This is a genomic window from Alphaproteobacteria bacterium HT1-32 (assembly GCA_009649675.1).
Taxonomy (GTDB): domain Bacteria; phylum Pseudomonadota; class Alphaproteobacteria; order Rhodospirillales; family HT1-32; genus HT1-32.
Genome location: WJPL01000002.1, coordinates 101,780 through 115,585 on the forward strand (window position 1 = coordinate 101,780; position 13,806 = coordinate 115,585).

General features: G+C 59.4%; 12 protein-coding genes. 6 read left to right on the forward strand and 6 right to left on the reverse strand.

Features of this window, described 5'->3' with window-relative positions:
- Positions 1-37: 37 nt before the first annotated feature.
- Entirely contained in the window at positions 38-1,846 is a 1,809-nt protein-coding gene (recQ, locus tag GH722_12040; GenBank protein MRG72490.1) for a DNA helicase RecQ, read from the reverse strand.
- Between the two features lie 168 nt (positions 1,847-2,014).
- On the reverse strand, positions 2,015-2,518 hold the full coding sequence (locus GH722_12045) for a hypothetical protein (protein MRG72491.1): 504 nt from the start codon (positions 2,516-2,518) through the stop codon (positions 2,015-2,017).
- A gap of 127 nt (positions 2,519-2,645) precedes the next feature.
- Between GH722_12045 and GH722_12050 the strand changes: the two genes are divergently transcribed.
- The 4 genes from GH722_12050 to GH722_12065 are packed head-to-tail and all read left to right on the forward strand — an operon-like array spanning position 2,646 to position 6,140.
- Positions 2,646-3,419 carry a carboxyltransferase domain-containing protein gene (locus GH722_12050; protein MRG72492.1) on the forward strand — a complete coding sequence of 258 codons (774 nt, stop codon included), beginning with the start codon at positions 2,646-2,648 and terminating at the stop codon, positions 3,417-3,419.
- Positions 3,416-4,465: a 5-oxoprolinase/urea amidolyase family protein gene (locus tag GH722_12055; protein MRG72493.1), complete on the forward strand. Its 1,050-nt coding sequence runs from the start codon at positions 3,416-3,418 to the stop codon at positions 4,463-4,465. Before GH722_12050 ends, GH722_12055 begins: the two co-directional genes overlap by 4 nt.
- Entirely contained in the window at positions 4,465-5,232 is a 768-nt protein-coding gene (pxpA, locus tag GH722_12060; protein MRG72494.1) for a 5-oxoprolinase subunit PxpA, read from the forward strand. Before GH722_12055 ends, pxpA begins: the two co-directional genes overlap by 1 nt.
- 26 nt (positions 5,233-5,258) lie before the next feature.
- Positions 5,259-6,140 (forward strand): pirin family protein, encoded by an 882-nt coding sequence (locus tag GH722_12065; GenBank protein ID MRG72495.1) that lies wholly within the window; start codon positions 5,259-5,261, stop codon positions 6,138-6,140.
- A 5-nt stretch (positions 6,141-6,145) separates the two neighbouring features.
- On the opposite strand, the gene GH722_12070 is transcribed toward GH722_12065, so the two are convergent.
- Together GH722_12070 and GH722_12075 are read right to left on the reverse strand one after the other, a co-directional pair.
- The gene (locus GH722_12070; protein MRG72496.1) at positions 6,146-7,168 is read right to left on the reverse strand and encodes a gfo/Idh/MocA family oxidoreductase; all 1,023 of its coding nucleotides are present in this window, start codon (positions 7,166-7,168) and stop codon (positions 6,146-6,148) included.
- Between the two features lie 36 nt (positions 7,169-7,204).
- Positions 7,205-8,323, reverse strand: a complete 1,119-nt coding sequence (locus GH722_12075; protein MRG72497.1) for an isocitrate/isopropylmalate dehydrogenase family protein — start codon at positions 8,321-8,323, stop codon at positions 7,205-7,207.
- Between the two features lie 285 nt (positions 8,324-8,608).
- Here GH722_12075 and GH722_12080 point away from each other — a divergent pair, with 285 nt between their 5' ends.
- Positions 8,609-9,874 (forward strand): hypothetical protein, encoded by a 1,266-nt coding sequence (locus GH722_12080; protein MRG72498.1) that lies wholly within the window; start codon positions 8,609-8,611, stop codon positions 9,872-9,874.
- Here GH722_12080 and mnmD read toward each other — a convergent pair.
- Positions 9,871-11,709, reverse strand: a complete 1,839-nt coding sequence (gene mnmD / locus GH722_12085) for a tRNA (5-methylaminomethyl-2-thiouridine)(34)-methyltransferase MnmD (GenBank protein ID MRG72499.1) — start codon at positions 11,707-11,709, stop codon at positions 9,871-9,873. The two genes, GH722_12080 and mnmD, sit on opposite strands and share 4 nt — an antisense overlap.
- Positions 11,710-11,730: 21 nt before the next feature.
- Positions 11,731-12,276: a cupin domain-containing protein gene (locus tag GH722_12090; protein MRG72500.1), complete on the reverse strand. Its 546-nt coding sequence runs from the start codon at positions 12,274-12,276 to the stop codon at positions 11,731-11,733.
- A 173-nt stretch (positions 12,277-12,449) separates the two neighbouring features.
- On the opposite strand from GH722_12090, the gene gabT reads away from it, so the two are divergent.
- Positions 12,450-13,751 (forward strand): 4-aminobutyrate--2-oxoglutarate transaminase, encoded by a 1,302-nt coding sequence (gabT, locus tag GH722_12095; GenBank protein MRG72501.1) that lies wholly within the window; start codon positions 12,450-12,452, stop codon positions 13,749-13,751.
- Positions 13,752-13,806: the final 55 nt, after the last annotated feature.

Genomic DNA, 13,806 nt, shown 5'->3' on the forward strand with positions numbered 1-13,806 from the left:
CCGTTTTCCGATCCCGCACAATCATTCCGGCAGAGGGCTAACCATTGATCTCCGACAGGAAGGTATCGGCCAGGTCGCGCAGTTTCGCCTCGCCGACACCGTGGACAGCGGCAAATTCGCTGCGGTTGGCAGGCTGGCGGATGGCCATATCGACCAGCGACCGGTCTGCAAAGATCAGATAAGGCGGGACATTCTTGGCGGATGCCAGCTGACGGCGGAGATCTTTGAGCCGGGCCAGCATGGCGTCCTGTTCCGGGGTCAGATCCTGACTGATGGCAGCTGCCCGTGATTTGGCGGCACTGCTTTTGCCCTTCGGGATAGAAATGTCGGGCCTGTACCGGAACGAGCCTTCGCCCTTCAGCAGTGGCTGGGCAGAGGCCGTGAGTTTCAGGCCGCCATAGCCCTGAATATCGATGTTCATATACCCGGCGGAGACAAGCTGGCGGACAATGGAGCGCCAGACCTCCTTGCTGTGATGATGGCCCTTGCCGAAGGTTACCAGCTGGTCATGGCCGAAGGATGCCATTTTCTCAGTCTTTGCGCCACGCAGGATATCGATGATCTGTGCCGCCCCAAATCTTTGTCCGGTCAGGGCGACCGTTGACAGTGCCATCCGGGCTTCTGCTGTGCCGTCGGCAAGCTCGACCGGGTTCTGGCAAACATCGCAATTGCCGCAGGCCCCGGTCTGGTCGCCGAAATAGGCAAGCAGGGCACGACGGCGACATTCCGGCGCTTCACAATAGGCGATCAGCGCATCAAGGCGCTTGTGCTCGCGGTTGCGCCGGTCGTCATCGCTGTCTTCATCTTCAATGAACATCCGGCGCATGCGGATATCATCAAGGCCGTAGAGCATGCAGACTTCCGACGGTTCGCCATCGCGGCCGGCGCGGCCGATTTCCTGATAATAGGCTTCGACACTGCCGGGGATATCCGTATGGAAGACGAAGCGCACATCCGGTTTGTCGATGCCCATGCCGAAAGCGATGGTGGCAACCACGACAACCGCCGGGTCATTGATGAACCGTTCATGGCTGGCCGCACGGTCCTGTTTGTCCATACCGGCATGATAGGCGACGGCGGGGATGCCACGGTCGTTCAGATAGGCGGCGGTCTCGTCGGTCTTGCGGCGGGACAGGCAGTAGACGATGCCGCTTTCCCCCTCATGACGGCTGAGGAAGTCGAGCAACTGCCGTTTCCAGTCGCGCTTAAGTTCAACCGTCAGATGGATATTCGGCCGGTCAAACCCGGTCACCACACTGTCGCCTGTATTGCCGAACAGTTTGTGGGAGATGTCGTCGCGGGTGGCGCTGTCGGCGGTCGCGGTCATGGCGGCGATAGGCGTTTCCGGGAAGACTTCGCGCAGCTGCGACAGGGCTTCATATTCCGGGCGGAAGGCCGGACCCCATTGTGAAATGCAGTGGGCTTCGTCAATCGCAATCAGCCGGACATCAAGACGGGACAGGGCGGACATCATCCGTTCCGTCATCAGCCGTTCGGGGGCCAGGTAAAGGATGGGAACTTCACCGGCGGCAACCCGCCGCCAGATCGCGACGTTAACAGAACGGTCCTGACCGGAATGAATGGCTTCTGCCGGGACGCCGGCCAGTTGCAGGGCAGCGACCTGATCCTGCATCAGGGCGACCAGTGGCGATACCACAATAGCCAGCCCGCCGCGCACCAGTGCAGGCACCTGATAGCACAGTGATTTACCGGCACCGGTCGGCATGACGGCGAGCATGTTGCGCCCGGCGATCAGTGCATCCACGACCTCTTCCTGACCGGGGCGAAACCGGTCATAGCCGAAGACTTCCTTCAGCACCCCGTATTTGTCGTGCGACGACTCCATGCGGTGTTTATCGGTCAGCCGGACAGGGGGAGCAATGAGAGCAGCCACGAAATCAGTGGATAACTCTGTCCGGGCCTGAGTCGTTCAGGGTTTTCGATAGAAATGGATGAAAAATCAGGTGGGGAGAAGCCCCCGGACAACCGGCCTGCGGCTGTCCGGGGTTTCGGATCAGGCGACTTCGTATTTGTCGCGTTTGACCTTGGACATATTCATGCCTTCGATACGGATCAGTCGGGTTTCCGTATCGCGGCGGGGGGAGTGAAGATCACCCTCGTTATACAGATAGGCATCGCCGGGGTTGAGGTTGTAGATCTTGCCGGCACGGACCTTGCCGGGTTTGTCGCCTGCAGGTGCAGAGATCTTTTCCCAGTCCGTCATTTCCGTCTGGCCAACCGCCTGGCCGTAGATTGCCCAGCTTGGGCCATGATCGTGCGGATGGCTGTTCTTCGGTCCGCGATAGACATGGGCACAGATGCAGAAACCGAGATCCGGATCTTCATACAGAACCTCGCGTTCTTCCTGATCCGGGCGGCCAAGCCATTTTTCGACAAAGGCACTGTCGGTCAACACCGGCTGGAGGGCCTCAACCACTTTCTCGCGCCCCTTCGGACCGGGGTCGGCGGTAAGAGCGGCTTTGCAGGTGGCGGCGAAATCTTCGAGTGTGTGTGACATGTTCCTGTTTCCTCCGGAGTGTCTATTTCACATAGTATCTTTGTTATTGCCGGATTTGGCGAGTGTCAATTGGTCCGTACATATGAAGCGGTTGGCAGTAACGTCCTGCATGCTACGATCCTGATCCATGGCTACACCCAAATCAATTTCCCGATCTGACGGGGCTTATGAGACGCCGCTGTTTCGCAGTGCGGGCGACTGCGCACTGATTGTTGAATTCGGTGATGAGCTGGACCCGGTGATCAACAATGCCGCGATTGCCTTCAATGCCCGGCTGCGTGACGCAGCCATTGAACATGTGTCGGAAACGGCGGCAACAAATCGCTCGGTTCTGATCAATTTCGACCCTCTTGAAGTCTCTCCGGCTGACCTTCGCAAGCGGCTGGAAGACCTGCTCGGCGAACAGGACTGGCTGGCAGCGCCGCCTCCGCCGGGCCGCAGACGCTGGCGCCTGCCGGTAATTTACGGTGGTAAGCACGGCCCGGACCTGGCGGGCATTGCCGATGCGGCGGGGTGCGGTGAACAGGAAATCATCGCGGGGCATGGGGCGACGGACCAGCGGGTCTTCATGGTGGGGTTTGCGCCGGGGCATCTCTATACCGGGCTGCTGCCGGATATGTTTGCCCTGCCGCGGTTGCAGGAGATCAAACCGTCGGTGCCGCCGGGATCGGTTTCCGTCGCAATCCGCCAATCGGTGGTCTGCTCAACGACAATTCCTACCGGCTGGCGGACAATCGGGCGCACACCCTTTCGTACCTTTGACCTGAAACGTGATCCGGCTTTTCTGATCGAGGCAGGTGATGAATTGCGATTCGAGCCGGTTGATGAGGTCGCTTACCGGAAGTTTGACGAGGTGGTTGCAGAAGGTGGCCTGCCATTTGAGCCGGAGGTGATGTCGTGACGGCCCGCCGGCTGGATATCATTTCCTGTGGCCCATCGCTCACCCTTCAGGACCGGGGGCGTCCCGGCTATCTGGCCTGCGGGGTTTCAGCGGGCGGGGCCATGGACCGTCGGGCGCTGGCTGAAGGGCAGGGCCTGCTCGGTAACTCTTCAGATTGCGCGGCGATCGAGATGGTCGGAACCGGTGGCAGATTTACAGCTTCCGGCGGTCCGGTATGGATCGCGCTGACCGGGGCACTTTTCCGGGTGTCGGTTGATGCTGCGCCGGTAAAATGGCGAACGGTGTTTCGTCTTCAGGAAGGGCAGGTGCTTGATATCGGCCCCTGCCTTGAAGGCAATTACGGTTATCTGTCCGTTGGCGGTGGTTTTGATGTCCCGCCTGTTCTGGGGTCCCGTGCCACACAGCCGCGTGCCGGAATCGGCGGGGTCGAGGGACGGCCTCTGAAGGCCGGTGACAGACTGCCGGTCGGGGATAGTGACCATCTGCCGGACAACCCGATGATCCTGCCACCCGCAGATTACTTCAATGCGACGGTGATCCGCGTTCTCTGGGGGGCGCAGGCCCATCTGTTCCCGGCGGAGGAACGGTCACGTTTCACGGAAACCCGGTTCCGGATATCTGCCTCAATGGATCGCATGGGGGTCCGGCTGGAAACCGGTGCGGACCCCATCCGTACCGACAGCGGGCTGGTCGCGATTTCTGATTCTGTGGTGCTTGGTGATCTTCAGGTGCCGGGTAATGGCCGGCCGATTGCCCTGATGGCGGATCGTCAGCCAACCGGGGGATACCCCCGGATTGCGACGATCATCAGCGCGGATATTCCCGCCTTCGCCCAGCTTCGTCCCGGCACGGAAGTTCTGTTCAGGGCAATTGAGGAGGACGAGGCGCTGGAGGCGTTGCGACAGATGACAACAATGCTGGGACGGGTTCGATCATCTGCCAGACCATTGATCCGTGATCCCCGCGATATCCCGGATCTGCTATCCTATAATCTAATCGACGGCGTGGTTGCAGAGCGCGACACGCAAAAGCCGGAGGACATCTGATGACTGCGATGATCGACCTGAATTCCGACCTCGGTGAGAGTTATGGTGCCTGGCGGATGGGGGATGATGCGGCGATGCTGGGTATCGTCACCAGTGCCAATGTGGCCTGCGGGTTTCATGGCGGTGATCCGCTGGAAATGCGGCGGACCGTGGAAATGGCGGTCGCAAAGAATGTCGCCATCGGCGCGCATCCCGGTTTTCAGGATCTGCAGGGCTTTGGCCGCCGCCGTATTCTCGGCATTCCTTCGGACGAGTTGCAGGCCATGATGCTGTATCAGGTGGGCGCGTTGCAGGCGATTGCCCGTGCCGCAGGTGGTGACGTTACCCATGTGAAGATCCACGGGGCGCTGGGCAATATGACCAGCGAGGATGATGCGATGGCGGAAACCTGCATCAGGGCGGTTCAGGCGCTGGACCCGAAGCTGATGTTTGTCGCAATTGCCGCGACGGCACTAGAGCGGGCGGCACGCAAGGTGGGACAGCCCTGTGTTAGCGAAATCTATGCCGACCGGGCCTATAATGATGACGCGACGCTGGTCTCGCGCGGCAAACCGGGGGCGGTGATTCATGACCCGGACAAGGCAGCGGATAACGTGCTGGCGGTGATCGACAGTGGCTGCATCACCTCAATCAATGGCGTGAAGGTTCCGGTTTCGGTGGAGACGGTCTGTGTCCACGGTGATTCGCCGGATGCCGTTCGCATGGCAGAGGTTGTGCGTACACGTCTCGACAAGGCAGGGGTTAAGATTGCCCGGTTTGCCGGGTGAGCGGATAACAGACAGCAAGGGGCGGGATGATGAGGAATGAGATGATCGACATGGTCATAACCGGGCGTCGCCGGGATCTCGGCGGGTTTGAAGTCCAGCGGATACTGCCTTATGCGAAGCGGCGGCTGGTCGGCCCCTTTATCTTTTTCGATGAAATGGGACCGGCTGAATTTCCTGCGGGTGAGGCGATCAATGTCCGCCCGCATCCGCATATCGGTCTGGCGACGGTAACCTACCTGTTTGAAGGCGAGATCCTTCATCGTGACAGTCTGGGGTCTGAACAGCCGATCCGGCCGGGGGCCGTGAACTGGATGACGGCTGGTCGGGGAATTGTCCATTCTGAGCGGGTGACAGATGACGTCCTGAACAGCGTCAACCGGATGCATGGTATTCAGACCTGGATTGCCCTGCCGCTGGAAAAGGAAGAGATGGAGCCGTCGTTCCGGCATCACCCGGCAGAGACCATCCCGAAGATCAGCCGCGAGGGTGTCGAGATGCGGCTGATTGCCGGGACGGCCTTTGGTGAGGAATCACCGGTGAAGGGTGAGTCCCCGATGTTCTATCTGCATCTGGAAATGACGGCAGGCGCACAGATTGACGTGCCGGTTGAACATGCTGAGCGGGCAGCCTTTGTCGTTGAAGGCTCGGTCGAGATCGACGGCCAGACTTTCGGCAGCGGCAATATGATCGTCTTCAGGGAGGCAGTGCCGGTCGAGATTTCTGCAAAGGCCGACAGTCGCGTGATGTTGCTGGGCGGTGCGACCCTGCAGGGCAAGCGGCATATCTGGTGGAATTTCGTATCGAGTTCCGAAGAACGTCTGGAGCAGGCGAAATCCGACTGGAAGGCCGGGCGTTTCCCGAAGGTGCCGGGTGACGCGGAAGAATTCATTCCGCTGCCAGAAAACTGATCTGGTCAGTTGATCTCAATCCGCCGCCCCTCGGCACTGGACTGATAGACCGCCTCGACCAGTCTGAGATTTGTCAGATAGTCGCGGGCGGTGTTGGCAGGGCGTGTTCCGCCAGCCAGAGCGTCAATCACATGGCGTTGCAGTTTATAGACGCAGTCTCCGGCAAACCCGCTGTCCTGCCAGTCATAGTCTATGGTGGCGGGGTTGTTGCTGTCATGCGGCCGCAGGCTGAGACCGCCATCTCCATCAAGCTGCAAAACGGCCTCTGATCCCTCCAGCCACATTTCACCCATGGTCCGACGGCGGTTTTCGGCGGCGTGACTGGACAGCCGGTTGCCGTCAAACAGGCCGCGGGCGCCGGAAGCGAAGTCGAACAGGATGAAGCCTGCATCTTCGCCGGCGATTGCCGGGTTAAGGCGGGTGAGATGTGCGGTGACGGCGGTTACTGGCCCCAGCAGAAAGCGGAAAACATCAATGATATGTACCGCCGTCTCATGTATCAGAAAGCGTTCCATCTGCTGGAAATAGGGCTGGCGGTCAAGATAGGCATCGGGGCCCCGGCCATCACCGGGGCGCAGACGGAACGTCACCTGATATGGCTGGCCGACCGCACCCGCTGCAAGCTGGCGTTCAGCCTCGACAAACCAGGGCTGGAAACGGAAGTTTTCATGCACGATGACGGGCACGCCGGAGTTTTCAGATAGCCTGACGGCATCTTCCGCACCTGCCAGTCCGCCACAGAACGGTTTCTGACAGATCACCGGAATATTGTGGTCGATACAGGTCCGGATGATCGGCAGATGGGTGGCCGGTGGCGTTGCGATATCAATCAGGTCAGGCCGGGTCTCCGCGATCAGGCTGTCGATATCGGCAAAGACCCGGGACGCACCAAATTCTCTGGCGCTGGCCTCGGCCTTCGCGATATCGGCATCACAGATCGCGGTAAACTCGACACCGGCCATCCGGGACCAGCCGTCATGATGAAAACGGGCGAAATAACCCGCACCTATACAGGCGACCTTCATCATAACTGCTGTCCGGTTCCGGTTAACATTGCTGTCCTGTTACTGTGCAGCGGATGCCATTTTACCGAGGCGGCTGATCTCTGCCAGTACGGCGGCAGTCACATCTGCGGTTCCGGCTTTGCCACCCACTTCCGGGGTAACCAGTTTCCCGCCGGCAAAAGCGCTGTCGACGGCTTCACGGATCAGGGCACCAGCCGCGCCCAATGCCGGGACGTCATGCTTTTCCGCCAGCCATTCCAGCATCATCGCACCGGACAGGAACATGGCTGTCGGGTTCGCGAGGCCCTTGCCGGCAATGTCAGGCGCGCTGCCATGGCAGGGCTGGAAGACCGCATGTTCGTCACCGATATCAGCGGAAGGCGCATAGCCCATACCACCGATAAGACCGGCGGCCAGATCGGACAGGATATCGCCAAACATGTTTTCCGTAACCAGAACATCAAGATCCCAGGGTTTCTGAACCAGGGTCAGGGCCGTGGCATCAACATAGGCGGTCAGCGGAGTAATATCCTTGTGGTTGGCCGCTGCATCCATGAAGACGCTGCGGAAAAAGGCCATGGAGCCAAAGACATTCGCCTTGTCGACACAGGTCAGCTTGCCGGGACGGCCTGCCTGCTTGCGTTTTTCCGCCAGGGCAAATGCCTGTTCACACAGCCGCGAGGTTGTGTGGCGGGTGATAACCATAGTGTCGCGGGCTTCATCAGCGGTGACGACACTTTTCCCGACGGAGGCAAACAACCCTTCGGTGGATTCACGAACCAGCATGAAATCAATGTCCCGCGCACGGGGGTCGGCAAGAGCGACGGGCACGCCGGGAATGGCCCGGATGGGACGTAGGCCGGCATACAGGTCGAGTTCAAAACGCAGGTCGAGTTGCGGCTGGATTTCAGTGCCGTCCGGCAGTCTGATTTCCGGCAGACCCATGGCTGAGAGCAGGATGGCATCGGCAGCGCGTGCGGTATCCATGGATGCTTTCGGCAGTGCCTCGCCGGTGTCCCGGTAACAGCCGGCACCTGCCGGCAGTTCTTCGAAAGACAGATCGAAGCCGCCGACGCTGGATTGTGCCGCCCGCAAGATATCAAGGCAGGGCGTTGTGATTTCCGGTCCAATGCCGTCTCCGTTAAATACCGCGATGCGGAAGGACGGTGATGTAGTCATGATCTGCTCCAGTTCGGGGTCGAGTATCTGTTGTTGACGAGGTATGCAATAACGCATACATTATTTTCTGTCAGGTTGCAAGATGCATCGCGCATCAGAATTTGCAGTCCGGCAATGAAGGTCTCCGGCAGTTCTCCCGATCTGCCGGTCTTTCCCGGCGAGGCGGGCAATTCCGCATGGGGCTGTGGTGCCCGCCTCCCGTTTTTCTGATGTCGACATTAATGGATGTGTCCTGATTGCTCTGCTAATTGAATATCAGGTCTTGAGGATTCAAAGGAACGGTTAATGCTGCTTGGATGTATTGCTGATGATTTTACCGGGGCGACAGATCTCGCACTGACATTGTCCCGAAGCGGGATGCGGGTGGTGCAGACGATTGGTGTCCCAAACTCTGTTGATGAGATGCCGGATTGCGAGGCGGTGGTCGTTGCCCTGAAATCACGTACCATTCCGGCGGCAGAGGCAGTCGCGCAGTCACTGGCCTCCCTTGAGGTGCTGCTGGCGGCAGGAGCTGAACAGATCATCTTCAAATATTGTTCAACCTTCGATTCGACAGATGACGGCAATATCGGTCCGGTAACGGAAGCCCTGATGCAGCGTCTTGGTTGTGACTTCACCATTGCCTGCCCGGCTTTCCCGACAAACGGGCGCACCATTTTCAAGGGCCATCTGTTTGTCGGTGATCAGTTGCTGAGCGACAGCCCGATGCAGCATCACCCGCTGACCCCGATGACCGATTCCAATCTTGTCAGTGTGCTGGGGCGCCAGATGTCCGGCCGGGTTGGTCTGGTGGACTATGATGCTGTCGATGCTGGTGCTGAAAAAATTGCAGCACGCTTTGCTGACCTGAAATCAAAAGGTGTTGCTGTTGCGATCACGGATGCAATCAGCGACCGGCATCTGATGGATACCGGGCGTGCGCTTGATGGCATGAAGCTGGTGACAGGTGGTTCCGGCATCGCCATGGGACTGCCGGAGAATTTCCGTCGCCGGGGATTGCTGGCAGCGGACCAGACAAGCGGATTTGCGGCCCCTCAGGGCCGTGCCATTTACCTTGCCGGCAGCTGTTCGCAGGCAACCCGCCGCCAGATTGAGGTGGTTCAGGAAGCGGGCATTCCATCGCGCCGCATTGATCCGTTCCGGGTCGCCGATGGCAGTGAAACAGCAGCCACATTCACCGACTGGGCATTGTCGAACGGCGGTGCTGATCCCGTACTGATTTATTCCAGTGCGGATCCGGCAGAGGTGGGCCGTGCACAGGAAGCCTTTGGCCGGGAAAAGGCCGGTGCCCTGATTGAAGACCTGATGGCAGATATTGCCCGCGGGCTGGTGGAATCCGGAATCAGCCGGCTGGTCGTGGCGGGCGGAGAGACATCGGGAGCGGTTGTCAGCGCCCTGAAGGTCAAGTCCCTGCAGATCGGGCCGGAAATTGATCCGGGTGTGCCCTGGACCTTGTCGATGGGTGAGCCGGGTGTGGCGCTGGCCCTGAAATCCGGGAATTTCGGCGCTGAAGATTTCTTTACCAAAGCAAGCGGAATGCTGGATCGCTAGACCAGATGCGCAAACCGGTTCGGGGCGATCGCATCTGTGATATCGCGCCGGACCGGTATTGGCGCACCGGCAATCACAGCGGCCAGCATGTCGGCCAGCAGCGGCGCATAGGTGAAACCGCGTGACCCCAGGCCGGTCATGATGAAGCGGCCTTTGCCCATGCCGCCGACGAACGGAAGCCGGTCGCGGGTTGTCAGCCGCCAGGCCGCCCAAGGGTTGGTTGCCGTCGGTTTGGCTTCCTGTCCAAACAGGCGTTCCGAGAGCAGACGAAAATTCGTGGCAGTTTCGGAATCTGTGGGCACCGTTTCTCCCGGCTGAAAAGCGGCCTCGCGGTTAAAGGTTGCGCCAAGGGCGGCGATCCTCTCGCCATGCTCACCGACAACAGACGGTGACAGGTAAGAGCCGAAGGTGAGAGCGGGGCCACGGTTTTCGCGGCGGATAAAATCGACCTGACCGAGAACCCGTGCGGTTGCCGGACGAAGCATCGGAACGAAGTCGGTGCTGAGAGGTCCGGCTGCAATAATCAGACAGTCGGTTTCAGCCAGCAGGCCGTTACTGTCCCGGATTGACCAGTGGCCCGCATCACCTTCAACGCTGACGGCGGAAGCGGGCCACAGGATCTCCGCTTCTGACCAGAGAGTATCAATCAGGGTCCGTTTGTTCAGCCCGCCGCCTGACGGGAATGATATGGCGCCGTAGGGAAGGTCCCGCCCGGCAAGGGCCCGTGCTTCATCCGGCGAGAGAAGGCGTGCCAGTGAGCAGGGCCAGTTTGCAAAGGCAATCTGGCGTTTCTGTCGTTCGGCATCTTCTGCCTCACGGGCAACAGCCAGTGCGCCGCGTGGGGCAAGCCAGATATCTTCCGGTCCGGATACCAGGCTGTCATAGAAACGCAGGGCCCGGAGATAGGTCTGGTCTTGCAGAAGGCCGTAGGCACCGTGGTCCAGTGTCAGCCGGGGTGTCACCATGGGCAGCGGGTTTTCGGAGCCTCCGGTAGTGCGGTCTGGTCCGGGGGCGACGATGCGGGCTTCAACGCCAAGGCGACGCAGCGCCCGGTGCAGCAAACGTCCGGCGATACCGTTGCCAAGGATAACCGGGCTTGCCGTACCGGTGGTTTGCGAAGGCGTGCCGGGCAGGGTTGCCGTGATGCGTTCCCGCTTGCGGCCAAAGCCGGGAGCTTTGATAACGTCGAATCCGAGAGCAGACAAAGTGCGACGGACTGCACCGGCAGCCGTGAAGGTCGCGAGAATTGCACCGGGGGCGGACAGCCGCCGGATTTCCGTCATCACCCCGTCTGACCAGAGGTCGGCATTGCGGGCCGGGGCAAAGCCGTCGAGATACCAGGCATTCACCTGCGCATCGAGCTGGCTCAGTACTTGCCCGGCATTGCCGTAAAGCAGTAGCAGACGGAGATTGTCGGAAAGGTCGACGGCATGAAATCCCGGAACCGCAGGGGGCAGGGCTGTGGTCAGTTCCGATGACAGGTTCTGTAATTCCGGCCAGACGGCATGAGCGCGGTGCAAATCTTCAGCAGCCAGCGGATAACCCTCGACCGAGATGAAGGTCAGATGCTGGCCAGGCTTCCGGGTTGCCCGCCATGCCTGCCAGGTTGCCAGAAAATTCAGACCGGTGCCGAAACCTGTTTCGGCAATGACGGTGTGGCGGCGGGTGTTCCAGAGGACGGGCCCGCCGACAGCATCCAGAAAAACATGCCGGGATTCGGCGAGGCCATCTTCCGGGGAATAATAGATGTCGTCGTGATCAAGCGACCGGGGGGTGCCATCCGGCGACCAGTCCAGATGTGGACGCCCCAGCCAGTCTCTCGGTTGATCTGTCATCGCTTCTCAGGCCTGGCAGGTTCAGAATGTCGGCGGCGTGCAGGCACTGACAATTTCACATTCCTCATCATCGGTATTTCTGAACCGGTGGGGCAACCGGCTGTCAAAATAATAGGCATCGCCGGGACCAAGGCGGCGGGTTTCCGCGCCGACGGTGATTTCGATATGCCCGCGGACGATGACGCCTGATTCCTCGGCCGTATGGGTGTAGAGCGATTCGCCGGTATCGGAGCCGGGCTGATAGACTTCATGCAGTATTTGCAGGGCCCGACCGTCCAGATCCTGCCCTACCTGCCGGAACGAAACACCGTTCTCGCCGATTTCAGTCAGCTCCCCCGCTGTGAAGAAGATCTGGTCATCAAACAGGGCTCTGCCGGAGAAAAATTCCGTCATGGTGACGCCAAGCGAGTCGAGAATTTTTTTCAGGGAGGCGACGGAGGGACTCATCTGGGAGCGCTCGATCAGGGAGATGGTCGCATTGGTCAGTCCGGCCCGTTTTGCCAGTTCCCGCTGCGACAGACCGAGCCGTTTCCGTAAGACCTTGATTCTGTGACCGACTTCGCGCATTTCAACTGTTCAGTATATTTAACAATGAAAAATAATGTATCCAGAAAAGCACAGTCAGCAACAGATTTTTTCACTTATCAGTGAATTGGATTGTTAAGTATTTTGGATATCATTAAATTCTGCTCATCCGGGATAGGTGCCGGAATTATCATTTACGGACGGGAATAACGATCATGAATACGAACCAGTCACTCCATGCAAGGCGCGAGGCTGCTGTCCCGCGCGGCGTCGCAAATGCCTGCAGTATTTATGCAGACCGCGCATTCAATGCAGAACTGTGGGATGTCGAAGGCAAACGCTATATCGACTTCGCCGGTGGTATTGCTGTGCTGAATACCGGACATTGCCATCCCACTGTTGTGGGGCGGGCGAAGGAACAGGAAGAACGCTTCACTCACACCAGCTTTCAGGTTGTTCCTTATGAAAGCTATATCGCGCTGGCGGAGACGCTGAACGGCCTGGCGCCGGGTGATTTTGCCAAGAAGACCATCTTCCTGACGACCGGAAGTGAAGCGGTCGAGAATGCGGTGAAGATTGCGCGTGCGGCAACCGGTCGTACCGGGGTTATTGCGTTTGATGGCGGCTATCACGGCCGGACCATGATGACGCTGGGCATGACCGGGAAGGTCTATCCCTACAAGAAGGACTTTGGCCCGTTCCCGGCAGATATCTTCCGGGCGCCGTTCCCCAACGACAAGGCGGGGATTTCAGTCGCTGATGCGCTGGTCGCGCTGGACCGTCTGATGATGACGGACGCACAGGCCAACCGTGTTGCCTGCATGATCATCGAGCCCGTGCAGGGTGAGGGCGGATATTACCCGGTGCCGTTTGAATTCCTGCGGGCGCTGCGCGAGATCTGTGACCGCCATGGCATTCTGCTGATCGCGGATGAAGTTCAGTCAGGTTTTGGTCGTACCGGCAAATGGTTCGCGATTGAGCATTCGGGCGTTGTGCCGGATCTCATCACAGTCGCCAAAAGCCTTGCCGGCGGTTATCCGCTGTCCGGTGTGATTGGTCGTGCCGATATCATGGATGCGGTTGACCCGGGCGGACTTGGCGGTACCTATGGTGGTAATCCGGTTGCCTGTGCCGCGGCACTGGGCGCTATTGAAGCCATCGCAGCAGAAGGCCTGCTGGAGCGGAGCCTCTATATCGGTGAATGGCTGCGTAATCGTCTTTCCACATTCGCGGTCAGTCATGGCCTTGATGTCGTGGGTGATGTTCGCGGACTTGGTGCCATGATTGCTGTTGAGTTCGTGACCGACAGCCTGACCCGCAAGCCGGATCCGGTGCTGACCAAGGCGATTGTGACGGAAGCACTCAGCCGCGGCCTGATTCTGCTGAGTTGCGGCATGTATGGTAACGCATTGCGACTGATGATGCCGCTGACCGCATCCGATGCGATTATCGATGAAGGTATGACCATTCTCGAAGGTGTCATTGCCGACATCACGGCCCGCGCAGCCGCTGCGTGATTTGTACAAGTCCCCCCTCCGGGTGCTATAGTCCCCGGAGGGGGGACTTTTTTCA